Origin of the sequence: Cytobacillus sp. Bac17, assembly GCF_024519925.1 — a bacterium.
Lineage (GTDB): Bacteria > Bacillota > Bacilli > Bacillales > Cytobacillaceae > Cytobacillus > Cytobacillus pseudoceanisediminis.
The window spans coordinates 16,048-39,285 of sequence record NZ_JALJRC010000017.1; the positions used below are offsets into that span (position 1 = coordinate 16,048).

A 23,238-nucleotide genomic window follows, 5' to 3' on the forward strand; every position below is an offset into this window, starting at 1 on the left:
AATAAAACCAGAGCCGATTCCGCTCTGGTTTCTATTTTATTATGCTTCAAAAAGAAGGCTTTCAGGATCTTCGATCAGTTCCTTGACGCGTTTCAGGAATGTGACAGCTTCTTTACCGTCAACAATTCTGTGGTCATAGGAAAGTGCGATATACATCATTGGGCGGTTTTCCATTCTTTCAGCATCAATTGCAACCGGGCGCAATTGGATGGAATGCATTCCAAGAATACCAACCTGTGGTCCGTTCAGGATTGGAGTAGACATCATGGAGCCAAATACACCGCCATTAGTGATAGTGAAGCTTCCACCCTGCAGATCTGATAAAGCAAGTTTATTGTCTCTCGCCTTAACCGCAAGGTCCATGATATCCTTTTCGATTTCAGCAAAGTTTTTGCGGTCTGCATCACGTACAACCGGCACGACAAGACCTTCTGGTGCTGACACGGCAATACCAATGTCATAGAATTTCTTAAGGACAATTTCATTGCCTTGAATTTCAGCATTTAAATAAGGATTTTTCTTAAGGGCTGCTACTACCGCTTTTGTGAAAAATGACATGAAGCCAAGCTTAACATCATTTTCTTCAAAGAATTTATCTTTGCGGTTCTTACGAAGGTTCATCACATTTGTCATGTCCACTTCATTGAACGTTGTCAGCATCGCTGCAGTTTGCTGAACTTCTACAAGGCGGTTTGCAATGGTCTGGCGGCGGCGTGACATTTTGATTCGTTCCACTTCTTTTCCGGCGGCTGGCTGTTCAGCAGGTTTAGAAGCTGCTGCCGGTTTTGGTGCCTGAGCTTGCTGTTTTGCTTGATTTGGATTGAAGGATTCAACATCCTGGGTTCTGATTCTTCCCAGTGGATCAGCTGTCGGCACCTGGCTTAGGTCAATCCCTTTTTCTCTTGCCAGCTTGCGTGCTGCCGGAGAAGCGATCGGACGCTGTCCGCCAGCTTTTTCTTCAGCTGCTGGCTGTTCGGGCTGATCCTCTGCTTTAGGCTGTTCAGCTTTAGGAGCCTCAGGTTTTTCTTCCGTTTTTTCTGGAGCAGGTGCAGCTTGTCCGCTTTCATTAACGATAGCAATGGTTTCACCAACATTAACCGTGTCGCCTTCCTGTGCTTTAATTTCCTGTAAAACACCGCTATGTTCAGAAATGATTTCAACATTTACTTTATCTGTTTCAAGTTCTACAACATAATCCCCTTTATTTACTGTATCACCAGGCTGTTTTAGCCACTGTGCCACCGTACCTTCTGTAATGGATTCCGCCAATTCTGGAACTTTGATTTCTGCCACCTTAATTTCCTCCTTCTTGCTTCCGTGTTAGGGTCTCATCTATTATCCGTGCTTGTTCTTTCTTATGAACAGTCGGGTCACCTTCAGCCGGGCTTGAACGGCGTCTTCTTCCAATGTAGCTGACATCGATATCGCTGCCTGCGATTTCTTTCAGTCTAGGTTCAACGAAATTCCATGCACCCATATTTTTTGGTTCTTCCTGAATCCAAACGATTTCTTCTACATTAGGATAGCGGGTTAAAATTTCTTTAATTTGATTCATTGGGAACGGATAGATTTCTTCCACTCGTAAAATATGGAACCAATCCTGATCCTGGTAGTTTTTCAGGTTTTCGGATAAATCAATTGTGATCTTACCTGTTCCAAGAATGATGCGTTTCACTTTTTCGTGATTTTGGCCTAAGCCAGGCTGTTCAATAACAGACTTGAATTCTCCTTCGCTCAATTCGAGTCCATTTGAAGCGACATTCGGATTGCGCAGCAGACTCTTAGGAGACATGATCACCAACGGGCGAACTTCCTCTTTTCCGAGAATGGCAGCCTGTCTTCTTAAGATATGGAAGTACTGTGCTGAAGAAGATAGATTAGCAACTGTCCAGTTGTTTTCTGCTGCAAGAGTCAGGAATCTTTCCAGGCGGGCACTTGAATGTTCAGGTCCCTGTCCTTCATAGCCATGTGGAAGAAGCATGACAAGACCTGATTTTTGGCCCCATTTCGCACGGCCAGCAGCAATAAACTGGTCAAACATTACCTGTGCCGCATTGGCAAAATCACCATACTGAGCTTCCCATAGAACAAGCGTTTCCGGAGCGAATACATTATATCCATATTCAAAGCCTACGACAGCAGCTTCAGATAATGGGCTATTATGGACAGCGAATGATGCTTTAGCCGTTGAAAGCTTGTGCAAAGGTGAATACGCTTTTCCAGTTGTATGATCGTGCAGAACAACGTTTCTTTGTGCAAATGTACCTCTCTCGGAATCCTGGCCAGTCAGTCTGACAGGGGTACCATCAGATAAAATGGTTGCAAAAGCCAGTGTTTCAGCAAGTCCCCAATCAATCTTGCCGTCTCCTTCAAGCGCTTCCAATCTGCGCTGCAGGATTTTGCCGAGTTTATCAAACACTTTGAAATTCTCTGGCCATTTTAATAATTCTTCGTTAATTTGCTTTAATTTATCGACAGACACAGCTGTTTTAATTTTTGGCAGACCCTTTTCGACTGTTTCAGGTGGATTGGTTAACTCCGCCTCTTTCTTTTCTTTTGGAACCTTTTCATAGGCAGCCTTCATTTTTTCCAGTACTTCATGATGAATGCCCTCTGCTTCCTCTTTGGAAATGATCTTTTCATTTAGAAGCTTATCAGCATACAGCGCTTTCACGGTTGGACGCTTGCGAATAATGTTATACATAAGAGGATTAGTCGTCATAGGCTCGTCCATCTCGTTGTGCCCAAATCTTCGGTATCCGATTAAGTCGATAAGGATATCCTTTTGGAATTTCGCACGATATTCACAAGCAATTCTTGCCGCTGCAACTACTGCTTCAGGTTCATCTGCATTCACATGCAGAATTGGCATTTCATAACCTTTGGCAAGATCACTTGCATATCTGGTAGAACGTGAATCATGTGATTCTGTTGTGAAACCAATTGTATTATTGGCAATGATATGGATCGAACCGCCCGTATTGTAGCCAGTCAGCTGTCCAAGGTTCAGTGTTTCTGCTACAATTCCCTGTCCTGGGAATGCTGCGTCTCCATGAATGATAATGGCTAAAGCAGCTTTTGGATCTACTTCAGGATAACCGGCCTTTGTTCTATTATCCTGTGAAGCTCTGGTATAGCCCTCAACCAGTGAACCTACAAATTCAAGATGGCTCGGATTGTTAGCTAATGTCAGTCTGGCTATGGTCGTATTCTCATCTTTGATCTGTTTATCAAGACCAAGGTGATATTTAACGTCGCCTGTCCAGCCGTAATTGATTCCGATAGATCCTTCGGAAGGAACCAGTTCTTTATTTGGCGCATGCTGGAATTCCGCGAAGATCATTTCATACGGCTTTCCAAGCACATGGGCAAGAACATTTAATCTTCCGCGGTGGGCCATGCCGATGTTAATTGTTTTGGCTCCATCAGAAACGGATTCAGAAACAATTTCATCCAGTAATGGAACCATTGTATCAAGACCCTCAATTGAGAATCTTTTCTGGCCAACGAATGTTTTATGAAGGAATTTTTCAAATTCCTCAACTTCAGTCAGTCTTCTTAAAACTTTCAGTTTTTCTGCCTTCTGCATTGACAGTTTATGGCTGTTGGCCCCTATTTTACGGCGAAGCCAGTCTTTTTCGTTTTCATCAAATATATGCTGGAATTCAAACGCAATTGGTCCCATATAAGCGCTTTTCAGGAATTCAATTGCTTCAAGTCCGTTGCGTAATGGATAGGTGGCGTCTTTAGTAATGACACCGGCAGGAATCTCTTTTAAATCATTTTCAGTTAAGCCATATTTGCTCAGTTCGAATAATGCACTTTCAGATTTATTGTTACCCAGCGGATAAATATCTGCAGCCAAGTGGCCATATGTGCGGATATTATCAGCAAGGCGAATCGCAGCAAGTGTTTTTTCAAGCTGTCCGGCATTCATTGGCTGATTTGCTGATGAAGCCATTTGCGGAGTTCCTTCACTCGCTAGAGGGGAACCATTTCTTTCAAAGTAGTCTTTCATTTCAGGATCGATAGAAGATGGATCCTCTAAGTATCTTTCATATAGTTCAATAACGTAGCCAAGGTTGGGGCCATGAAATCCTTGTTCAAAAGGTCCCTCACCATTCGATGGCTTTTTCATGGAAAATTACCTCCATAACTGTTTTTAAGTAAATAATTCAAATACATTTTTCTCCCCTGAAAATACAATACCCGTCTATATGATGCATTAACGTTTTATTTTTACGAATAATAATATTTTTCAGAGGATAAAACGTTTCCACAGTTATTCTAACACGGAAAATCTAGTTGTACAAAGATAAAAACATGAATATAGTGGAAAACTATTAAAAAATTTTTTTTAGTAATTACTTATTCTAATAAAATGTTTTGTTAAATGTTAAACAATTATAAATAAGAAATAACTGGGTGGTTTTTAGGGGTTCATTTTAGATTGTTATTATACTTAAAATGTTGCCCGCTGATTTCAGCACGGGACCTTCTTTCCGCCGGGAGGAACAGAGGTCTTCAGCTCCGCCTGCGCGGTCTCCCGCTCCCTCTCCTGCCGCAGGACATTTAAAAAGGCTTCCTTGACTAATACCGCACGACGAAAATGCGGATGAATTTTCGAGAATCATGTGCCCATAGCGATGATCAGTTCAGGTTAATAACTAAGTTCAAGCAAAAATTCAAAAACATTTTGTAAAAGCACTTTCTTATATAGAAGACAAAATAAAAAAGCCGGCAGTCGTCCGGCTTTAAAAAGTCTCAACTAAGTTAATATAGATTTGTTTCACTGCATTCGCATTTTTTCTGTTTTCTTTTAGGGAAGATTCAATTGCTTCTCTCGTTTCCACAGGAAAATCAAAATGGCCGCAAGTTGTACATTTTTCGAACATGGAACCAGAAACATTTACTTCAATGCCATCCATGGTCTGGAATACTGCTGGACCCTCGGATTCCGCAAACCGGTGGCGGCAGTGGCTATGTTCACGCATATTAGCTCCCCTCCAAGAAAAATTTCATTTACGTTCATTATAAAACAAATATTCTGAACTTTAAAGTGATCCCCTTCTAACATTTTATGCCAGGTTTTTTTCAAAAGAATAATTTGTGTATTTTTAAGACACATTAAAATTATTCAAATTCAGGAGGTTTTTCCATGAATATTGGCAGAGCAAAAGAGATTGCTGAGTCTGCTGAAATGCACAGTGTTACTTTGAATGGCATCCCGATCATCATTCAGCATGTAGATGAGCAGACTAAAACAGCACGTGTTTACACAAAAGCAGATTCTGAAAAAGAAATGGATGTGCCGGTTAACGATTTGATTGAAGAATGAATACCCCAAAAAAACTTTCCAGAATCTGATGGGAAGTTTTTTTGTTCAAAATTTTCCTCATTCCCCCTTAAATAATGGAGACTGAGGGCAAAAGGACGTAAGATACCTGGTCGGATATTTTTTATAACATAAAATATTCAAAAAAGTGTTGACGATTAGCGGTTTACTGTAGTAAAGTTTAGAGAAAATTTAATATTTGATTTCTTATCCAGAGAGGTCGAGGGTAAGGCCCGACGACGCCTCAGCAACCAGCAATCATTTTTTTGATTGAAAAGGTGCTAATTCCTGCAAGTTTCTAAAACTTGAAAGATAAGAAGAATGGCTGATCACATTAAAAAGTCTTCTTCTTATAGAAGGCTTTTTTTTATTTTTTATAAGGAGTGGTTACAAGCATGTATAATATTGACACCAGATTAGCGCAAATCGGAAACAGGAGCGAGTCAGCAACAGGTGCTGTCAACCCGCCCGTATATTTTTCCACGGCATATCGCCATGAAGGCATTGGCCAGTCAACTGGCTTTGACTATAGCAGAACAGGCAACCCTACCCGCCAGCTGCTTGAGGAGGCAATCGCCGATCTGGAAGAAGGCGACCAAGGCTATGCCTGCAGTTCTGGAATGGCCGCAATTCTTACCATTCTTTCTCTTTTTAAATCCGGAGATGAATGGATTGTATCAAAGGATTTATATGGCGGTACATATCGTCTGCTTGAACAGGGCTTCAAGAAGTGGGGACTTCAGTGCAAATATGTAAATACCAGCAATTCCGAAGATGTTGAACTATTAATCACGGAAAAGACCAAGGCAATATTTCTGGAGACTCCAACTAATCCGCTTATGGAACAGACTGACATTCAATTGATAGCAGACATTGCCCAAAAGCATAATATCCTCCTTATAGTTGATAACACGTTTTATACCCCTCTCCTTCAGCAGCCGTTAAAGCTTGGAGCTGATATTGTGATCCATAGTGCAACCAAGTATCTTGGCGGGCATAATGATGTCCTTGCCGGATTAATTGTTGCAAAAGGCAAAGAGTTATGTGAGGCACTGGCGATGAACCACAATGCCGCAGGTGCTGTCCTTAGCCCTTTTGATTCATGGCTGTTGATCAGAGGGATGAAGACACTCTCTCTCCGCATGGAACGTCATGAAGAAAATGCAAAGGAATTAGCAGAATTTTTATCGGGCCACGATGCAGTAACAGATGTCCTTTATCCCGGCAAGGGCGGCATGATATCATTCCGAATCAAGGATGAATCCTGGGTGAATCCATTTCTGCAGAGCCTCTCCCTTATCTCCTTTGCTGAAAGCCTTGGAGGAGTCGAGAGTTTCATAACTTATCCAGCAACTCAGACACATGCGGACATTCCTGAAGAAATCCGTATTGAAACCGGTGTTTGTAATAGGCTTCTGCGTTTCTCGGTTGGAATAGAAAATGCAGAAGATTTGAAGGCGGATCTTGAACATGCTTTTGCTAAGGTTGTTAAGGAGGCAGTACGATGAGTTCGAATTACACATTCCAAACGAAATTACTTCACAATAATCAAAAATTCGACCCGGAAACAGGAGCTGTCAGTGTACCGATCCAGCATGCCTCCACTTTTCATCAAAAAGATATTGATGTGTTCGGAAAATATGATTACAGCCGCAGCCTGAATCCAACAAGGGAAGCACTTGAAGAAGTCATCGCGGAGCTTGAAGAAGGTATTAGAGGGTTTGCCTTTTCTTCTGGAATGGCTGCCATTTCTACAGCATTCCTCCTCTTATCTCAGGGAGATCATGTTGTCATTACAGAAGATGTATATGGCGGAACCTATCGAATGACAACAGAAGTCCTGTCCCGCTTTGGCATTGAGCACACATTTGTTGATATGACAAATCTTGAGGAAGTAAAAGAAGCAATCCGTCCCAACACGAAAGTTTTCTATGTAGAGACTCCTTCCAACCCGCTGCTGAAAGTGACAGATATACAGGCCATCAGTTCACTTGCAAGACAGCATGGAGCCTTGACATTTGTGGATAATACCTTCCTGACCCCTGCCCTTCAAAAACCGCTTTCTTTAGGTGCAGATATAGTGCTGCACAGCGCAACCAAATTTTTATCCGGACACAGCGACGTCGTGGCTGGCCTAGCGGTTGTGAAAGATCCGGATTTAGGTGCAAGACTTGCTTTTCTCCAGAACTCCTTTGGAGCCGTTTTGGGTGTTCAGGATGCGTGGCTTGTGCTGAGAGGCATTAAAACGCTGCAGGTCAGGCTTGATCAGTCTGTGAAATCAGCTAAGAAAATTGCTGGTTTCCTTAATGATCACCCATCTGTTAAGAAGGTGCATTATCCAGGTTTTGCAGATCATCCCGGATATAAAATCCAGAAAATGCAGGCTGTGAACGCAGGTGCCGTCCTATCTTTTGAGCTTGAAGATGAGCTATCGATGAGAACATTTGTTGAAAATGCGAAAATACCTGTTTTTGCAGTAAGTCTGGGAGCTGTTGAATCCATCCTCTCCTACCCTGCAAAAATGTCACATGCAGCCATGCCAGCATCCGAACGGGAGCAGCGCGGAATAACGGACAGTCTTCTTCGTCTATCTGTTGGCCTGGAGAGCGCAGATGATATTATAGAAGATTTCAAGGCAGCTTTATCTGCTGCCGGAAAAACAAAACATTCGATTTTACAGCGGGGGTGATATTTTGAGTTTCCTAAATAAATTAAAGAATGAAATCATCATAGCAGATGGCGCGATGGGAACTCTTCTGTACTCCTATGGTACCGACAGCTGTTTTGAGGAATTAAATTTATCACAATCTGAACAGATCCAGCACATCCATGAAGCATACATAGGCGCAGGGGCTGAATTGATCCAAACAAATACGTATGCGGCGAATTATTTGAAGCTTCAGCGATATGGACTGGAAGACTCCGTTAAGGAGATTAACAGTGCTGCAGCAAGGATTGCCAAAAAAGCTGCCAAGGAACGCGCATATGTTGCTGGTACAATCGGCGGGATCAGGGGATTCAAGCCCAACATGATTACACTTGAAGAAATAAAAAGAAGCTTCAGGGAGCAGCTTTATTGCCTGCTGCTTGAGAATGTAGATGGTATTTTGCTTGAAACCTATTATGACCTGGAAGAGCTTGAGACTGTCCTTGCCATAGCCAGGAAAGAAACTGATTTGCCGATTATCGCACAGGTGTCTCTTCAGGAAGCGGGTGTTCTTCAGAACCAGACTTCTATCGCTGATGCTTTAGCAAAGCTTGAAGGAATTGGTGCGGATGTTGTGGGAATCAATTGCAGGCTTGGTCCGCATCATATGCTGAAAACTCTCGAAAGTGTGCCTTTGCCAAAGCATGCCTATCTTTCTGCTTATCCAAATGCCAGTATTCCAGCCTATACGGATGGCAAATTTCATTATGAAGGAGATGCAGAATATTTCCGGCAGTCAGCGATTGAATTCCGAAATCAGGGTGTCCGCCTGCTTGGAGGCTGCTGTGGAACAACACCTGACCATATCAAGGCGTTTTCTGACGTTTTAAAAGGACTTCCGCCAATAGAGGAAAAAGAGACAAAGGCAATCAATAAAGTCATGGTTTCTGAAAAGCCATCATCATCAAGAGAGCTCCCTCCTCTTCAAGATATTGTCAGGGAAAGGCCTTCTGTCATTGTTGAATTGGATCCTCCAAGGAAGCTTGATACTTCACGCTTTTTCGAAGGTGCAAAAGCATTGAAAGAAGCCGGAATAGATTCTATTACACTTGCTGATAACTCCCTTGCTTCCCCCCGGGTATGCAACTCTGCGCTTGGATATCTCGTCAAGCAGCAGACAGGATTGCGCCCGCTTGTTCATGTGACCTGCAGGGATAGGAATATTATTGGACTGCAATCCCATTTAATGGGTCTGCACGCACTTGGATTAAATGATATTCTTGCCGTAACGGGTGATCCTGCACGTGTCGGTGATTTTCCAGGAGCATCTTCTGTATATGATGTCTCATCATTTGAATTGATCAGTATGATCAAGCAGTTAAATGAAGGGTTATCTTTTTCAGGGAAAGATCTCGGCCAGAAAGCTGCCTTTTCAGTTGCAGGGGCTTTTAATCCCAATGTCCGCTCATTGGAAAAAGCTGTTGGACGGCTTGAAAAGAAAATTGAACATGGTGCGGACTATTTCATCTCGCAGCCTGTTTTTTCTGAAGAGAAGCTGCTGGAAGTTCATGAGGCTGTGAAAGATTTAAAAGCACCTGTTTATATAGGCCTAATGCCTCTTACCGGCAGCCGGAATGCTGAGTTTCTGCATAATGAAGTTCCTGGAATCAAAATTTCCGACAGCATTAGAAACCGGATGGCTTCATTAAAGGATGATCCTGCACAGGCTGGAGCTGAAGGCATAGCTATTGCCAAGTCGCTGATCGATGCCGCGGCAGAGCTGTTTAATGGCATTTACCTCATCACTCCATTTATGCGCTATGAAATGACTGTTGAACTATCAAACTATGCCCGTGAGACAACCGAACGGCTTTCAAGGAGGAAACAACATGCATAAACCATCACTGCAGGAGCAGATAAAAAAGAAAATCCTGATCATGGATGGAGCAATGGGCACCATGCTGCAGAGGGCCGATCTTACCGCTGCTGACTTTGGCGGCGAAGAATATGAAGGCTGCAACGAGAATTTAAATATAACAGCTCCTTCGGTGATCGAACATATTCACCTTGAATATTTAAAAGCCGGCGCAGATATTATTGAAACCAATACCTTTGGCGCAACCAGCATTGTTCTGGCAGATTACGATCTGGAAGAAAAAGCTTATGAACTAAATAAAATTGCTGTTGAAATTGCCAGGGAAGCTGCAGACCGCATTTCAACTCCTGAATGGCCAAGATATGTGGCTGGTGCCATGGGTCCTACGACGAAGACGCTGAGTGTAACCGGCGGGTCTACATTTGAAGAAATGATTGCGGCTTATGAAGAACAAGCCAGAGGGTTAATTGACGGTGGAGCCGATCTTCTTCTCCTGGAAACCAGCCAGGACATGCTGAATGTGAAGGCTGGTTTTATCGGCATTGAAAATGCATCAAAAAAGACGGGAATAAAACTTCCGCTTATCGTTTCGGGAACGATTGAACCGATGGGCACGACTCTTGCTGGCCAATCGATTGAAGCATTTTATATTTCGCTGGAACATATGAAACCACTGGCAGTCGGACTCAACTGTGCGACAGGGCCCGAATTCATGCAGGACCATATCCGTTCTCTGTCAGGATTGGCATCTACTGCAGTCAGCTGCTATCCCAATGCAGGATTGCCTGATGAAGAAGGACAGTACCATGAAACTCCGGAATCACTGGCGAGAAAGCTTGAGGGCTTTGCCAAGGAAGGCTGGCTGAATATCGTAGGCGGCTGCTGCGGAACCACCCCTGAACATATTCAGGCGATTGCTGAGTCGGTTAAAGATTATAAACCCAGAAATTATGAGGGGAATTCAGTGCATAAAGTTTCCGGAATTGAACCTCTGATTTATGATGACCCGACATTAAGGCCCATTATGGTCGGCGAGCGCACAAATGTAATTGGCTCACGCAAGTTTAAAAGACTGATTGCTGAAGGAAAGTTCGAGGAAGCTGCTGAAATAGGCCGGGCGCAAGTAAAAGGCGGAGCCCACGTAATTGATATTTGCCTTGCAGATCCTGACCGTGAAGAAATGCAGGATGTTGAAAACTTTATCAAGGAATTAGTAAAAAAAATTAAGGTTCCGCTGGTCATTGATTCAACTGATGAAACGGTTATCGAGAAGGCCCTCACCTATTCACAGGGTAAAGCCATCATAAATTCCATTAATCTGGAGGATGGCGAAGAAAGATTCGAAGCTATTGCCCCACTGATCCATCGATATGGTGCAGCTGTGGTAGTAGGTACTATAGATGAAGCCGGAATGGGTGTTACGGCTGAAAGAAAACTGGAAATTGCAAAGCGTTCGTATGATTTGCTTGTAAATAAGTATCAAATTCCGCCTGAGGATCTTATTTTTGACCCCCTCGTCTTTCCTGTCGGCACAGGGGATGAGCAATACATCGGGTCTGCAAAGGCAACGGTAGATGGGATAAGACTTATTAAAGAGGCTTTACCGGAGGTTCAAACCATATTGGGAATCAGTAATGTTTCATTTGGCCTCCCTCCTGTCGGCAGGGAGATATTAAATTCAGTATTCCTTTATCACTGTACTCAAGCAGGACTCGATTATGCGATAGTGAATACGGAAAAGCTCGAAAGATTTGCCTCCATTTCAAAGGAAGAGGTCTTAATGGCTGAAAAGCTTCTTTTCGAAACTACTGATGAATCACTTGCCATTTTCACTGATTTTTACCGGGATAAGAAGAAAGAAAGTAAAAGTGTCCTCCCGGATATGACGCTTGAGGAACGCCTCGCCTATTATATTCTGGAGGGAACAAAAGAAGGGCTGCTGCCTGATCTTGAACTGGCCCTGCAAGCATACCCTGCTCCGCTTGATATCATTAATGGGCCATTAATGAATGGAATGAAGGAAGTAGGAAGATTGTTCAATGATAACCAGCTGATTGTTGCAGAAGTCCTTCAAAGTGCAGAGGTTATGAAAGCATCTGTTGCATATCTGGAGCCATATATGGAAAAGGATGCTGCACAATCTTCATCCAAGGGGAAAATCATCCTGGCAACCGTTAAAGGGGATGTCCATGATATAGGGAAAAACCTTGTGGATATTATTTTAAGCAATAATGGATATGAAGTGATAGACCTGGGAATCAAGGTCTCCCCTGCTGAATTGATTGAAAAAATCAGGCGTGAGAATCCGGATATGGTCGGCCTTTCAGGTCTGCTTGTTAAATCCGCACAGCAGATGGTCATTACGGCACATGACATGAAACAGGCAGGAATCGATATTCCGATATTAGTAGGCGGCGCTGCATTGTCGAGAAAGTTTACAGATACTAAAATTTCCAAAGAATATGATGGACTCGTGCTATATGCCAAGGATGCCATGAATGGACTTTCTCTAGCCAATCAGCTTCAGGAGCCAGAAGAAGTGGAGAAACTGCGGATTCAGCAGGCAGAAAAACAGGCAGCGGTCCTGAATGCAGTCCCTTTTGACCGCGGATCGGTTGCAGTTGCAGTAAAGCCTAAACCAACAGTCAGCACAAAAGTGCCAGTTTTTGTTCCAAAAGACTTAAAGCGGCATTTGCTGAAAACATATTCCCTCTCACATATTGAGCCGTATATAAATAAGCAAATGCTGATTGGCCATCACCTTGGCTTAAAAGGAAACTTGCAAAAGCTGCTTGCAGAAAAAGATGAAAAAGCGATTAAGATTAACACAATGGTTGATGAACTGATTGCTGAAGCAAAAGAGAAAAACTGGATTGAACCAAAAGCAGTTTATCAATTCTTCCCTGCCCAGTCAGATGGCGATAAGGTGTATATCTATGATGAAGATGAAAAAACGATCATTGAAACGTTTGAGTTCCCGCGCCAGGAAACGGAGCCATTCCTATGTCTGGCGGACTTCCTTAGATCAAAAGAAAGCGGTCAAATGGATTATGCTGCCTTCTTTACTGTGACTGCCGGAAAAGGTATACGCGGTATAGCAGACCGTTTAAAAGCCGAAGGCAGATTCCTGGAAAGCCATGCCCTGCAGTCGCTCGCTTTGGAGACAGCTGAAGGGCTTGCCGAGCTGATCCATCGTCAGATACGGGATCGCTGGGGATTCCCTGATCCAGTTGAAATGACTATGAAGGACCGTTTTGCGGCGAAGTACCAGGGACAACGCTTTTCTTATGGATATCCTGCGTGCCCTGATCTAGAGGACCAGAAGAAGCTATTTAAGCTTATACAGCCTGAGGATATCGGGGTTAAGCTAACAGAAGAATGCATGATGGAACCGGAAGCATCTGTCTCTGCAATGGTCTTTGCTCATCCGGAAGCAAGATATTTTAATGTATTAAGATAGTATTAAACCCGGCAATTAAAAGATTGCCGGGTATTTGCCTTTCCCCTTTAAATACCTATACAATGGTTACATAGCAAGGAGGTGAGATTTTTATGAATGTTCTCTGGGATTTAGATGGCACCATTCTAGATACATGGCCCACATTGGTTCAGGCTTTTATTCGCATATCCGGTAAAGAGCTGAATCCTCATGAAGTACTTATGCCTCTTAAAAACGGGACAGCCTATCAGAAATTTAATGTTTCTCCGGATAAAATTGCGGATTTCCGTCAAATGGAAGCTACTTTTAAGCATGATGAGAAGCCATTATTCCCATATGTAAGGGAAATATTAGAGCAAAATAATGTAAACGTGCTGGTAACCCATCGGAACCGGCAATCAACTGAGGAGCTGCTCGAGTATTGGAAACTCACTTCCCATTTTGAAGAAGTTATCTGCCCTGAATTTGATGGTTTCTCCTTAAAGCCGCATCCGGAATCCTATGAATATCTTCATCGGCGTTATCATATTGATCTGGCCATTGGCGACCAGGATACAGATTTAATGCCTGCCAGACAGATCGGCATCAGCACCTGTGCATTCCGCAACCCTAACCCCTATGCAGACTTCGCGATTGATTGTTATTCAAAATTTGAATTTGAGAAATAAGAAACCAGGGACTTTATAATATCATAAAGCCCCTGGTTTTATTCTGATCAAGTTAATTAGCTGATCTTCGCGTATTGATCCTGATGACTCTGTCAGTTTTTGAATCAAATTCAATATCAATGTATAGACCGAATTCTTTGCCCTCATCTTCTATCCATAGCTTGAACTTTTCGATGTCTGTTGTTTGTCTCCTTTCTCTGCCGATATGCAAGTAGTCAAGAATTTTAGCTTTAGGATATTTCTTTTTTGCTGTTTCCATAGCAAGTCTGCCCCATTTAGCATAGGCTGGTTCTGGTCTTTCAGCATGCGCTTCTACGGACAATGCCCGAATGGGAATGTATTCTGATAAAGCAATCAAAACCATAAGGCTGACAATTATTTTTTTCATTTTCCACCTCTTTCAGTAAAAGATCTTAATCGTTATTCCCGTTTTTCATGGTTTCTTCCTTCATTCGTTCTTCTTCTTCCTCTACACAGATATAAGCAATTTGTTCTTCCATTAGATGATGGAGAATATCTTTATCATCTGTACAGGACATGTCTCTTCTTTTTTCCATTATCCCCTCTCCTCTCTCTCATTCATTCGGAATTTATTAAAATAATTCCTATATCCGCCAACTGCCGCCGATAATATTTTTTTATCCACAAATGCCATATGAAAAACATACATGAATATTGACTTCATCATGAAAAGCATAAATAGCTTCAGCTGTGTAAAACGGAGAAGCCTCCAAATCCCAATCTTTTTGAACCAAGTATAAAAAGGGTAGGCGAAAAAGGCATCAACAACTGAATTCAAAAGGATATACAGCAAGGGCCTGCCATAAGTTAATTTTAATATCCATATAGATCCCGCAAAAAACGGCCCTAATATCAATGGGAGTTCACCACTGAGCTTTGGAAGTAATCTTTCCTTAATAGTCCACCATTTGTTTTTTTCAGCGATAAACCCTTCTATCAGAACATAAAGGCACATAAAAATGGCTGCTGGATAAAAACGTTTAAAATCCCTTTTGCCTATGAATGGAACAGTCAGCCAGGAAAGGAGAATTATAAGCACCAAATATAGCTTCTTTTTCATCTTACCCCACCTTTTTTTAAAGGTTTTGTATTTAAAGGAAAATTATTCATTCTTTCCGCAAGAACGGCAGATATTTTTAAATTTGCTTAAAATATGTGTTTTGAACATTCCAATATGTGTAATAGATTAACAAGCATAGAAGGAGCTGATCAGCATGTTAACAATGTATAAATGCAAAAATTTCAATAAAACTGGTAAAATTCTGCTCCCAAGCAAGTGGCGCAGCCAATTTGGGCTTATGCCGGGAAAACTGGCTGATCTTCGCTTCGACCAGGATCAAATTATTATTGAGAAGGCTGATTTGGAATCAACCCATAATAAAAGACTTATATCTGAAAATGGCTCTATCCATATTCCAAAAGAACTTCAGCATCTTCTTGACATAACAGAGGAAGAAGAATATTGCCTTTTCATTGATGAGGAGGATAAGAGTTTTGTCCTTAAGATGATTTCAGAACGCTAAAAAAGCTGCAGCTATTCCTTAGCAGCAGCTTTTTAGCATATATATTTTCCTGTCAGCTTTGAAAGTGCCTTACAAAACTTTTCCCAGCCCTCAGGGAATGCCTGTATCCCCTGACTCTCAAAAATATTCTCCTTTGTAATCAGCTTTATGGACCACGTCACACTATCCAATATGATTCCAGGGTTTTGGTATTCCTTCTGCCACTTCCAAATTTTCAGCCGATATAATTCCTTCTTAAATTCCTCAATGCTGCCTGATGCTGCAGGCAGTTCAGTTCTATGTGAGAACGAGCTTAAATGCCATTCAAAGTATACAAAACGTCCATTGATAAAATCCACTTCGACTTTGTACCAGGGTCCGGGATAACCGCCGAGGCTGACACTCAAAAGGATGGGCTCTTTATCAGGGTCAATCGTGACAATATTATTTTTTATATGGAAAATTTCTCTTTTTCTGCTGATGACAGATTTTACATGTGATAATTCAAGCGGTTTTCGGCTGGTATTCTGAGAGTTACTTAGTTTATTCATTTCATCAAGCAAAGAAGGGATTGATATAGCTCCCTTTTTCTCCAAAATATCCAAAATATTCTCGAAAATACTCATTGTTTCTTCCTCCATCAAAACACGGTCGTTTTATCTGCCTAAGAATGTTTTCTTCCCTAATAACCTTTTTTTCCTCTATGCAAACATTCTTTAGCTTTTAAGGAACGTATGTGAATAAATTCCGCCTGCTCATTGCACGCTATTGATGGGAGGTGCAGCCATGGATCCAATAAAACCAGGAAGCAAAAAGCTGCCGGATTTCGAAGAACTGGATGATCGGATGATTGCCGGGCATACTTCGGGGCCAACACTTGTGATAAAGACAAATCTCGATCCGGAAAATTCGACTGAAGATAACCCTTACTTTAAGAATAAAGCCGAAACGGATACAGAAGAATTTCGGGATTATTTTGAGGAGTAAAAGGAAACCGGCAGGCTTTTTGCCTGCCGGTTTCCTGCATTATTTAGAAATCGAAGTTGTCAGGGTCCGGACCTACTCGTCTATTTTCATTTAAGCCGCTGATTTTGTCCATATCTTCTGAAGAAAGCTCAAAGTCAAATACATCAGCATTTTCAATGATGCGATGTTCTTTCACTGACTTGGGTATTGTTACAATTTCGTTCTGAAGATCCCATCTTAAGATCACTTGTGCAACCGATTTGCTGTACTTTTGGGCAATTTCCTTCAATGCTTCGTTTTCAAGAAGCTCTCCCTGTGCCAGCGGTGACCATGCTTCTATTTGAATGTCCTGCTTCTTGCAGAAGTCCCTAAGCTCTGCCTGGTTCAGCAAAGGATGAAGCTCAACCTGGTTAACCATAGGATTTATTTCAGCATCCTGCATCAGATCTTCGAGGTGATGGATCTGGAAGTTGCTCACACCAATTGCCTTTACTCTTTTTTCTTTATAAAGAGTTTCAAGGGCTTTCCATGTTTCTTTATATTTCCCCTTCACAGGCCAATGGATCAGGTAAAGGTCGATATAATCGAGGCCCAGCTTTTCAAGGCTGGTTTCAAATGCATTGATTGTAGAATCATAGCCCTGGTCAGAATTCCAAACTTTTGTGGTAATAAAAAGTTCTTCACGAGGTACGCCTGCTTCCTTGATTGCCTGGCCTACACCTTCTTCATTCTGATAGACTGCAGCCGTATCAATGCTTTTATATCCTGCTTTAAGGGCTGATTTCACTGACTGAACCACTTCGTCTCCGTCCTTAACTTTAAAAACACCCAGTCCCAGCCACGGCATTTTGACACCGTTATGTAATGATACAGCAGATTGTAAATTTTCCATTCTTTCACCTCTTTTTATTAATTAGGGTACTGGATAATTTTCTCACATTCCATTCAGCTAACAAAATTTTTTGCCTAAAAAAGAAAAACATTGCCGCATGATGGGCAATGCATGATCCGTTACTTTTATCCGCCGAAGAAAAAATCCAGAACATTTCCTGCAGTGGAAGAGTTTTTATTATAGAATTCTGAGTATCCGCAGTTTTTACAGTAAACTACCAGAAAACGGTTATGCTGAATATCAAACATTTTGGAAAGTCCTGTACCAGTCATGGCAACTTCTTTTTGACCGGCATCACTGCTGCCGCATTTAATACAGCCTTTTTTGCCCATCTTCTCACCCTTTCGACTTCTTACTTTAATTTACGTTCACAGCTGAAAAAAGTTTCGCCAATAATCATACTGTGATTTAAATCACATTTAAGTTAGTATAACTTCTATATAATGAAATTAAAAAAATGTAATTCAAGCAGGTGAGAATCGTGAATGATTTTAAGACACTTTTTGAAGAAATAGGCGGAACTGAAACCATTGAGAAGCTAGTGGAGGCGTTTTATCCCCGGGTTTATGCAGATCCTGTATTAAGTCCCCTTTTTGAAGGTGATATAGAGGACATTAAGAGAAAGCAAAAAATGTTTCTTACGCAATTTCTTGGAGGATCGCCACTTTACAGCCAGGAGTTTGGACCGCCGGCCATGAAACAAAGGCATCTGCCATTTGATATTACACCTTTAAGAGCACAAAGATGGCTTGCCTGCATGAAAGATGCTTTCAAGGAAACGGAGCTGGATCAAAACCCTGCATCCGCTCTATTCTATGATCGGCTTTTGCAGGTGGCGGCCATTATGGTAAATAGTCCAGAATGAGAAAAGACCTTCCATCCGGAAGGTCTACTATCAGTTGGGTTAGAAATTATTATTTTGTTAGGTAAGCTCCAGCACTTTTCCAGTTACAGAGATTCAAAATATTCTTTTGCATGTTCTACTGACTGGAACATTTTAACTTCTGTCACCTCTTTTTCATCATATGCTACTCCGAGAAATCCATCCGCAAGCTGCAGGATATCAGCAGATGATGTGTTTTCATCTTCGACGGTAACTGTTTCTTCCATTTCAAGCTGCCCTTTTTCCGCCCAAGATTGAACTTCGGCCGAGTAAGTATCAATATTCATTCCCTCATCAATGCGGTCATCCAATTCAGCAACTGAGAGAGGCTTTTCTTCACCTTCTGTATTCACAGCTTCATTATATTCCTGGCTATTAGTTGAATCATTCTTTGCTCCTTCCTTATTTTCTTCCTCTGCACTGCATGCTGTCATCAGTATGCAGGCGGTAAAAGCAAGCATCCATTTTCGCATAAGAGTTCATCTCCTTTTTTAATTCTTCTAAGCTAGTAATCTATTACCCCAATTTTTGGTCTGCATTCATCATAAAAAAATAAAGCACCCGCAAAAAGGTGCTTCAGCTACTTATTTCTGAGCTTTTCTCTATCAAGTGATTGAGGCGGCTTTTCCAGCCAGCCGTTGTCAATCATAATTTTTGCTCCTTCATCTGCAAAATTTCCGACTTTGATCATCATTTTAGCATATTGAATAGCCAGGTCTTTTCGAATGCTTGCCCCGATGGCTATTCCAAAGTCCATTACGCCGACCGCAGTTATGCTGGCGATCAGAAACATCATTAATCTATCCGAAAAAGGTGAGATAGTTGAGTCTGTAATAGACCCATCCCATGTGCTTGGATATGCCACATCGTCATTTTTTAAGACATTGAGAAAATATTCCGCATGCTCCAGGCTCATATTATAGCCTCTTTTGAAATAATCGCTTATGACTTTTTGTTTAGCTACCTGGCTGAATGCCAAAAGCATGGTTTTAGCAATATTGGATAACTCGATATTCGTACCCAGATGGGCGATTTCGATGGCCAGCAGCTGCCTCTTTTTGCCTGCAATTCCGCCAAGGAAACGATGGTCTGATACATATTCTACTTTTTTAGGATAATCTATATATGGTGATCGAATGAATATTCCCTTTTCCTCCATGGCCTCAGCGGCCATATCAAAAAGTTTCTCTGTTTGCTCATAGTATTTTTTAAACATGCTGCGAATGTCTTTTCTTGCAGAAACTGATTTAGCAAGTGAATAGGCATTCAATCCGGTTCTTCCTAAATGATGCATGAATCTAATATAGGTTACGTCTGAAAATAACCTGGGTGTGTCATTGTGCAGGTCTTTTTCATTGAATCCATCAGGTATGGGAAAATCTTCTTTTTGAAAGAGTGAGGAAATGTCGTCTATGTGATCCTTGGCGATGGATAGCGCATATTTCAAAACCGGCAAGACATCCGGATCTTCATTTGTTTTTATATAGTGTTTTATGCAGCAGACTGCTGCTGTATCAGCTACATAGGTGTTCCAGAGCATGGCCATTTCAGAAGATATTAATTTAGGGGTACTCCCGCCTTTCATATTCTCACCAGCCGTTTTAGTAAAATTATATTTATATACTATCAGCTTTATATTAGCCTTTATTCGACATTTTCATTCTAATATGTGGTAATTCATTTCCATTATTGTTTTTCAGTGTGCGCATAAAAAAGAACCGGCCAGAAAATGGCTGGTTCCTCCAATTAATTTAACTCAAGTTCTCCTGCTTTTTTGAATCCATCTATATGGTAGGCATCCACTTTTTTAGGGGAAATGCTATATAGGTGGTCGCCGATATAGATAAGCCTTTCAATTGTATCTTCCCATTCTTCATAAATTGCATTTTCTGTCTGATGGGTTATTTGTCTTTGAAACTCGATTCCATTTTGGGCAGTAATTTTGTATATTAACGCACCCTGGTAGTCGAAATTTGATTCAAACTGGCTTCCTTCTTTATTTTGATAGATTGAAATCGGAAATCCATATAGATTTTTCTTTTTATGGATAAACAGAGCTTTGTGATCGTGATTTAAAGGTGAATATGTTCCGCGTCCTCCTATTATTTCTGTATCTTTTTCAACTGGCTTATTGGTATTGCTTACATCGAATAAAGATATTTTTACACCGTCTGTTGTAATAACAGGCTGGCTGCCTGCTCCTTTGCCTCCTGTTATCTTCGTATCATGTCCGAAGCCAATGAGGTGGTTTTCGTCTAATGGGTGCAGGTAATTGCTGAAGCCGGGAATTTTTAACTCACCCAGAACAGAAGGTTTTTCCGGATTTGATCCATCAATGACAAAGAGCGGGTCCGTTTCCTTAAAAGTAACCATATAAATACGGTCATTCATAAACCTTGCAGAATAAATCCGTTCTCCTCTAGCCAGGTTTTCCAGCTGTCCAATCTTTTTTAAATTCTTATCCAGAATATAAAGGCTGTTGGAAGAAGGGGTTCTTTCGTCCCAGGCCTCTCCTTTGGTTGTTACCACTCTGAAGTTTTCATTATATTCATCCATTGAAAACTGGTTTAAAACGGTGCCTTTTATTTCAGTTGATGTCTGGAACTCTACTTTTCCGTCTTTTATATTGAATTTATAGATGCTCGTATCCGGATGGGGCATCTGTCTGTCTCCGATTGTTTCATTATTGTAATTGGCTGCTGATAAATATAGATTATTATGGGACATATAGAATTCATTTCCGCTGCCTAAGTAGCTTGTGACTGATAGTGGCTCTTTGTCGGCTCTTAAATTCAATACAGCTATATTAATATAATTTGCGTTTTGGGAACCTGGAAAATATTTTATCTCATTATAATCGACGATCTGCTGCTCCCTGCTCTCGGCAGTATCAAAATAACGGGGACGCATATCTGCATTTTTATTTCTTTCCAAAATCCAATATTCGGGAAAATGACTTGTAATCAAATATACCTTTCCATCCATTAGCCTGGAAGCAAGCAAACTGCCTTCGATATCTGCTTCTCTGATTTGTGCTGGATTTTGTTTATTATCGATATTGAAAACAATCGTTTTTGTGGAATGAAATGCAGGTGCAATCTTTTTTTCTGAAGCAGGTTTTCCTATGTGAACAGGAGCATCTTTATAGCTGTGGCCCATAACAATTAATTGATTGCCTTCTATAAATAGCTGATAGGGAGAGAATTCCTGATTAAATGATAATTCAGATTCCATCTTCATTTTGTCAGCCGGGATGGCCTTAATAATCTGGACTTTATTATCAGTAATTTTGTATATATGCGTCCCATCCGTTTTTATCAGATCAGCTTCATCTATACCGGCTACTTGAACATTTGTTGCGGAAAAGTCTGCACCTGCAGAATCTGCTGAGCTCTTTTCACTGCTGCTCTCCTCGCTCACTGCCATATCCCTTCCAGCAAGGAATGTCCTTTCTTCATTGAGCATTTTTGAAAAGTAATCGTTCAATTTATTTCTTGAGCCGATTGCCGGCAGAGTATCTATAACTTTGAAAGCAGTTTTTACTGATTGATTCAGGTTTTGTCCGCCCTTTGTTTTGATATCTTTAGTAAGGACCAATGTATAGTTTGGAGAATTTAGATTATATCCTTCATCAGGCGGTTGAATTTCGATGGATTTATTATTATTTTCCAGTGAGACTTTAACCTGCTCTTTTCCGCCCTCCTCATTCAAAATATAAACGGAGCTGTTGTTCACACTATCTGGATTAAGTTCTTTTGAAAACGTAACTTCCCATACCTTATTCTTTAAAACTGTCACTTCTTCATTATTTTCTGCCAGGTTACTGACAATTTTTAACCTGTTAAGAAACGAGAAGTACGCCAATAAAATAATGATCAGTGTGATTCCGCCCAGAAAAAGCCATTTCTTCTTCATGAAAGACACCCCTTTTTAAGTAAGTTGACGGGTTGAATCTTCCAATAGTTACAAATTAATTTTTATAAAATTTCTGAAATTAATGAATTTTCCTGGCGGTAAAGGTAAAATTTAATTTATTACAGTGCAGGAAGAAGGTTTTCTCAAATGCTGGATGGGACAAACAAAAAGTATGGTTTTTTAATGCTGATTTTAGCGAACATGATTTGGGGAGGGAATTTTGTTATTGGGAGAATTGGTGTCGATTATTTTCCGCCGCTGCTCTTTTCCCTAATGCGATGGATCATTGCATTCTTGCTTTTAACTCCTTTTATGGTCAAGAAGCTAAAAAGAGATTGGAACATAATTTGGGAGCATAAGCGGATACTTTTGCTATTGGCGGTGACAGGTGTTGCCGGTTACAACACAATCATTTATTTTGCGCTGCAATACACCACATCAATTAATGCATCTGTGGTAAATAGTACTACACCGCTTTTTATCGCCACTCTAGCCATATTTATTTTAAGAGAAAAACTTCTAGCCCACCAGGCAGCAGGAATTCTCCTGTCAGTCTTTGGAATTTTATATATTATTTCAAAGGGATCGATTGAAATGTTTCTTTCATGGAAAATAAATGCCGGAGATCTATACGTATTGGCAGCAGTCATTATGTGGGCATCGTATTCGGTAATTGGGAAAAAATATTCAAACGTTTTGCCTGTGCTAACTTCTTTTTATGCATCATCATTTATCGGCATTTTACTATTGGTGCCTTTAAGCCTTATTGAATATCTAGTGATGGAAAAAACCCCTGTCTTCACCTTAACCTCCGCAGGAATCTTGCTGTATGTTGGTTTTCTGGCTTCAATTATGGCTTTTCTATCCTGGAATTTTGGAGTTTCCTTAATAGGAGCAGCCAAAGCAGGGGTTTTCCTGAATCTTCTTCCTATTTTCGCTATCATTTTCGCATTGTGTTTTACGGAGGAAAAATTGTATTTGTATCAGATAATCGGCGGAGGCATTGTCACCTTGGGGGTAGTTATATCTTCTAAAAAAACTTTGCGATTTAAGAACCATGTTCAAGAAAATAAGTCTTCAGCATAAAAAATCCC

At 41.1% G+C, this 23,238-nt stretch carries 22 protein-coding genes and 1 riboswitch; of the genes, 10 read left to right on the top strand and 12 right to left on the bottom strand.

What is annotated here, in order from left to right:
- Positions 1 to 39 precede the first annotated feature (39 nt).
- The 3 genes from odhB to NR125_RS18285 all read right to left on the bottom strand — a co-directional run bounded on the left by odhB (position 40) and on the right by NR125_RS18285 (position 4,994).
- The gene (gene odhB / locus NR125_RS18275) at positions 40 to 1,293 is read right to left on the bottom strand and encodes a 2-oxoglutarate dehydrogenase complex dihydrolipoyllysine-residue succinyltransferase (RefSeq protein WP_009334544.1); all 1,254 of its coding nucleotides are present in this window, start codon (positions 1,291 to 1,293) and stop codon (positions 40 to 42) included.
- 1 nt (position 1,294) lies between these two features.
- Entirely contained in the window at positions 1,295 to 4,138 is a 2,844-nt protein-coding gene (gene sucA / locus NR125_RS18280) for a 2-oxoglutarate dehydrogenase E1 component (RefSeq protein ID WP_009334543.1), read from the bottom strand.
- Positions 4,139 to 4,754: 616 nt separating this feature from the next.
- Positions 4,755 to 4,994, bottom strand: coding sequence for a hypothetical protein (locus tag NR125_RS18285; RefSeq protein WP_009334542.1), 240 nt, complete (start codon positions 4,992 to 4,994; stop codon positions 4,755 to 4,757).
- A 164-nt stretch (positions 4,995 to 5,158) separates the two neighbouring features.
- Here NR125_RS18285 and NR125_RS18290 point away from each other — a divergent pair, with 164 nt between their 5' ends.
- The 6 genes from NR125_RS18290 (at position 5,159) to NR125_RS18315 (ending at position 13,965) form a co-directional block, all read left to right on the top strand.
- Positions 5,159 to 5,338, top strand: coding sequence for an H-type small acid-soluble spore protein (locus NR125_RS18290; protein WP_009334541.1), 180 nt, complete (start codon positions 5,159 to 5,161; stop codon positions 5,336 to 5,338).
- Positions 5,339 to 5,539: 201 nt separating this feature from the next.
- Positions 5,540 to 5,654: riboswitch (SAM riboswitch) on the top strand.
- A gap of 76 nt (positions 5,655 to 5,730) precedes the next feature.
- Positions 5,731 to 6,843, top strand: a complete 1,113-nt coding sequence (locus NR125_RS18295) for a methionine biosynthesis PLP-dependent protein (protein ID WP_192908609.1) — start codon at positions 5,731 to 5,733, stop codon at positions 6,841 to 6,843.
- A complete protein-coding gene (metC, locus tag NR125_RS18300) occupies positions 6,840 to 8,024 on the top strand; it encodes a cystathionine beta-lyase (RefSeq protein WP_009334539.1) in 1,185 nt (394 codons plus the stop codon). Before NR125_RS18295 ends, metC begins: the two co-directional genes overlap by 4 nt.
- Positions 8,025 to 8,028: 4 nt before the next feature.
- The gene (locus NR125_RS18305) at positions 8,029 to 9,879 is read left to right on the top strand and encodes a bifunctional homocysteine S-methyltransferase/methylenetetrahydrofolate reductase (RefSeq protein ID WP_009334538.1); all 1,851 of its coding nucleotides are present in this window, start codon (positions 8,029 to 8,031) and stop codon (positions 9,877 to 9,879) included.
- Entirely contained in the window at positions 9,872 to 13,318 is a 3,447-nt protein-coding gene (gene metH, locus NR125_RS18310; protein WP_192908610.1) for a methionine synthase, read from the top strand. The genes NR125_RS18305 and metH overlap by 8 nt, the downstream gene beginning before the upstream one ends.
- Before the next feature lie 92 nt (positions 13,319 to 13,410).
- The gene (locus NR125_RS18315; protein ID WP_009334535.1) at positions 13,411 to 13,965 is read left to right on the top strand and encodes an HAD hydrolase-like protein; all 555 of its coding nucleotides are present in this window, start codon (positions 13,411 to 13,413) and stop codon (positions 13,963 to 13,965) included.
- 52 nt (positions 13,966 to 14,017) lie between these two features.
- On the opposite strand, the gene NR125_RS18320 is transcribed toward NR125_RS18315, so the two are convergent.
- Genes NR125_RS18320 through NR125_RS18330 form a run of 3 tightly spaced genes read right to left on the bottom strand, consistent with a single transcriptional unit; the run spans position 14,018 to position 15,046 of the window.
- Entirely contained in the window at positions 14,018 to 14,353 is a 336-nt protein-coding gene (locus tag NR125_RS18320; RefSeq protein WP_009334534.1) for a DUF3889 domain-containing protein, read from the bottom strand.
- A gap of 25 nt (positions 14,354 to 14,378) precedes the next feature.
- On the bottom strand, positions 14,379 to 14,522 hold the full coding sequence (locus NR125_RS18325) for a hypothetical protein (protein ID WP_034297045.1): 144 nt from the start codon (positions 14,520 to 14,522) through the stop codon (positions 14,379 to 14,381).
- A complete protein-coding gene (locus tag NR125_RS18330; protein WP_009334533.1) occupies positions 14,522 to 15,046 on the bottom strand; it encodes a hypothetical protein in 525 nt (174 codons plus the stop codon). Before NR125_RS18330 ends, NR125_RS18325 begins: the two co-directional genes overlap by 1 nt.
- Before the next feature lie 154 nt (positions 15,047 to 15,200).
- Here NR125_RS18330 and NR125_RS18335 point away from each other — a divergent pair, with 154 nt between their 5' ends.
- The gene (locus NR125_RS18335; protein ID WP_009334532.1) at positions 15,201 to 15,509 is read left to right on the top strand and encodes a hypothetical protein; all 309 of its coding nucleotides are present in this window, start codon (positions 15,201 to 15,203) and stop codon (positions 15,507 to 15,509) included.
- Between the two features lie 32 nt (positions 15,510 to 15,541).
- Here the strand turns inward: NR125_RS18335 and NR125_RS18340 are convergent, their stop codons facing one another.
- Entirely contained in the window at positions 15,542 to 16,114 is a 573-nt protein-coding gene (locus tag NR125_RS18340; protein WP_009334531.1) for a hypothetical protein, read from the bottom strand.
- Positions 16,115 to 16,274: 160 nt separating this feature from the next.
- Between NR125_RS18340 and NR125_RS18345 the strand changes: the two genes are divergently transcribed.
- On the top strand, positions 16,275 to 16,475 hold the full coding sequence (locus tag NR125_RS18345; protein WP_009334530.1) for a hypothetical protein: 201 nt from the start codon (positions 16,275 to 16,277) through the stop codon (positions 16,473 to 16,475).
- A gap of 43 nt (positions 16,476 to 16,518) precedes the next feature.
- Here the strand turns inward: NR125_RS18345 and NR125_RS18350 are convergent, their stop codons facing one another.
- Both NR125_RS18350 and NR125_RS18355 read right to left on the bottom strand, forming a co-directional pair.
- Positions 16,519 to 17,346 (bottom strand): aldo/keto reductase, encoded by an 828-nt coding sequence (locus NR125_RS18350; protein WP_192908611.1) that lies wholly within the window; start codon positions 17,344 to 17,346, stop codon positions 16,519 to 16,521.
- Positions 17,347 to 17,471: 125 nt separating this feature from the next.
- Positions 17,472 to 17,678 carry a zinc ribbon domain-containing protein gene (locus NR125_RS18355; protein WP_009334528.1) on the bottom strand — a complete coding sequence of 69 codons (207 nt, stop codon included), beginning with the start codon at positions 17,676 to 17,678 and terminating at the stop codon, positions 17,472 to 17,474.
- 149 nt (positions 17,679 to 17,827) lie between these two features.
- On the opposite strand from NR125_RS18355, the gene NR125_RS18360 reads away from it, so the two are divergent.
- Complete coding sequence (locus tag NR125_RS18360; protein ID WP_050807827.1) at positions 17,828 to 18,211, top strand: globin domain-containing protein; 384 nt, start codon at positions 17,828 to 17,830, stop codon at positions 18,209 to 18,211.
- A gap of 83 nt (positions 18,212 to 18,294) precedes the next feature.
- On the opposite strand, the gene NR125_RS18365 is transcribed toward NR125_RS18360, so the two are convergent.
- From NR125_RS18365 to NR125_RS18375, 3 genes are all read right to left on the bottom strand, one after another.
- Positions 18,295 to 18,702 carry a hypothetical protein gene (locus tag NR125_RS18365; RefSeq protein WP_009334526.1) on the bottom strand — a complete coding sequence of 136 codons (408 nt, stop codon included), beginning with the start codon at positions 18,700 to 18,702 and terminating at the stop codon, positions 18,295 to 18,297.
- A gap of 107 nt (positions 18,703 to 18,809) precedes the next feature.
- A complete protein-coding gene (locus NR125_RS18370) occupies positions 18,810 to 19,814 on the bottom strand; it encodes a DUF3231 family protein (RefSeq protein ID WP_192908612.1) in 1,005 nt (334 codons plus the stop codon).
- Positions 19,815 to 19,975: 161 nt separating this feature from the next.
- Positions 19,976 to 22,144, bottom strand: coding sequence for a beta-propeller domain-containing protein (locus NR125_RS18375; RefSeq protein ID WP_192908613.1), 2,169 nt, complete (start codon positions 22,142 to 22,144; stop codon positions 19,976 to 19,978).
- Positions 22,145 to 22,291: 147 nt separating this feature from the next.
- Between NR125_RS18375 and NR125_RS18380 the strand changes: the two genes are divergently transcribed.
- Positions 22,292 to 23,230 (top strand): DMT family transporter, encoded by a 939-nt coding sequence (locus tag NR125_RS18380; RefSeq protein WP_256815872.1) that lies wholly within the window; start codon positions 22,292 to 22,294, stop codon positions 23,228 to 23,230.
- Positions 23,231 to 23,238: the final 8 nt, after the last annotated feature.

Coding starts and splice junctions, on each gene's coding strand:
- sucA (WP_009334543.1), bottom strand. CDS start 4,138: ATGAAAAAGCCATCGAATGGTGAGGGACCTTTTGAACAAGGATTTCAT.
- NR125_RS18330 (WP_009334533.1), bottom strand. CDS start 15,046: ATGAAAAAGAAGCTATATTTGGTGCTTATAATTCTCCTTTCCTGGCTG.
- NR125_RS18340 (WP_009334531.1), bottom strand. CDS start 16,114: ATGAGTATTTTCGAGAATATTTTGGATATTTTGGAGAAAAAGGGAGCT.
- NR125_RS18320 (WP_009334534.1), bottom strand. CDS start 14,353: ATGAAAAAAATAATTGTCAGCCTTATGGTTTTGATTGCTTTATCAGAA.
- NR125_RS18335 (WP_009334532.1), top strand. CDS start 15,201: ATGTTAACAATGTATAAATGCAAAAATTTCAATAAAACTGGTAAAATT.
- NR125_RS18380 (WP_256815872.1), top strand. CDS start 22,292: ATGCTGGATGGGACAAACAAAAAGTATGGTTTTTTAATGCTGATTTTA.
- NR125_RS18315 (WP_009334535.1), top strand. CDS start 13,411: ATGAATGTTCTCTGGGATTTAGATGGCACCATTCTAGATACATGGCCC.
- NR125_RS18355 (WP_009334528.1), bottom strand. CDS start 17,678: ATGGGCAAAAAAGGCTGTATTAAATGCGGCAGCAGTGATGCCGGTCAA.
- NR125_RS18325 (WP_034297045.1), bottom strand. CDS start 14,522: ATGGAAAAAAGAAGAGACATGTCCTGTACAGATGATAAAGATATTCTC.
- NR125_RS18285 (WP_009334542.1), bottom strand. CDS start 4,994: ATGCGTGAACATAGCCACTGCCGCCACCGGTTTGCGGAATCCGAGGGT.
- metH (WP_192908610.1), top strand. CDS start 9,872: ATGCATAAACCATCACTGCAGGAGCAGATAAAAAAGAAAATCCTGATC.
- NR125_RS18370 (WP_192908612.1), bottom strand. CDS start 19,814: ATGAAAGGCGGGAGTACCCCTAAATTAATATCTTCTGAAATGGCCATG.
- NR125_RS18375 (WP_192908613.1), bottom strand. CDS start 22,144: ATGAAGAAGAAATGGCTTTTTCTGGGCGGAATCACACTGATCATTATT.
- NR125_RS18290 (WP_009334541.1), top strand. CDS start 5,159: ATGAATATTGGCAGAGCAAAAGAGATTGCTGAGTCTGCTGAAATGCAC.
- metC (WP_009334539.1), top strand. CDS start 6,840: ATGAGTTCGAATTACACATTCCAAACGAAATTACTTCACAATAATCAA.
- NR125_RS18345 (WP_009334530.1), top strand. CDS start 16,275: ATGGATCCAATAAAACCAGGAAGCAAAAAGCTGCCGGATTTCGAAGAA.
- NR125_RS18295 (WP_192908609.1), top strand. CDS start 5,731: ATGTATAATATTGACACCAGATTAGCGCAAATCGGAAACAGGAGCGAG.
- NR125_RS18350 (WP_192908611.1), bottom strand. CDS start 17,346: ATGGAAAATTTACAATCTGCTGTATCATTACATAACGGTGTCAAAATG.
- NR125_RS18365 (WP_009334526.1), bottom strand. CDS start 18,702: ATGCGAAAATGGATGCTTGCTTTTACCGCCTGCATACTGATGACAGCA.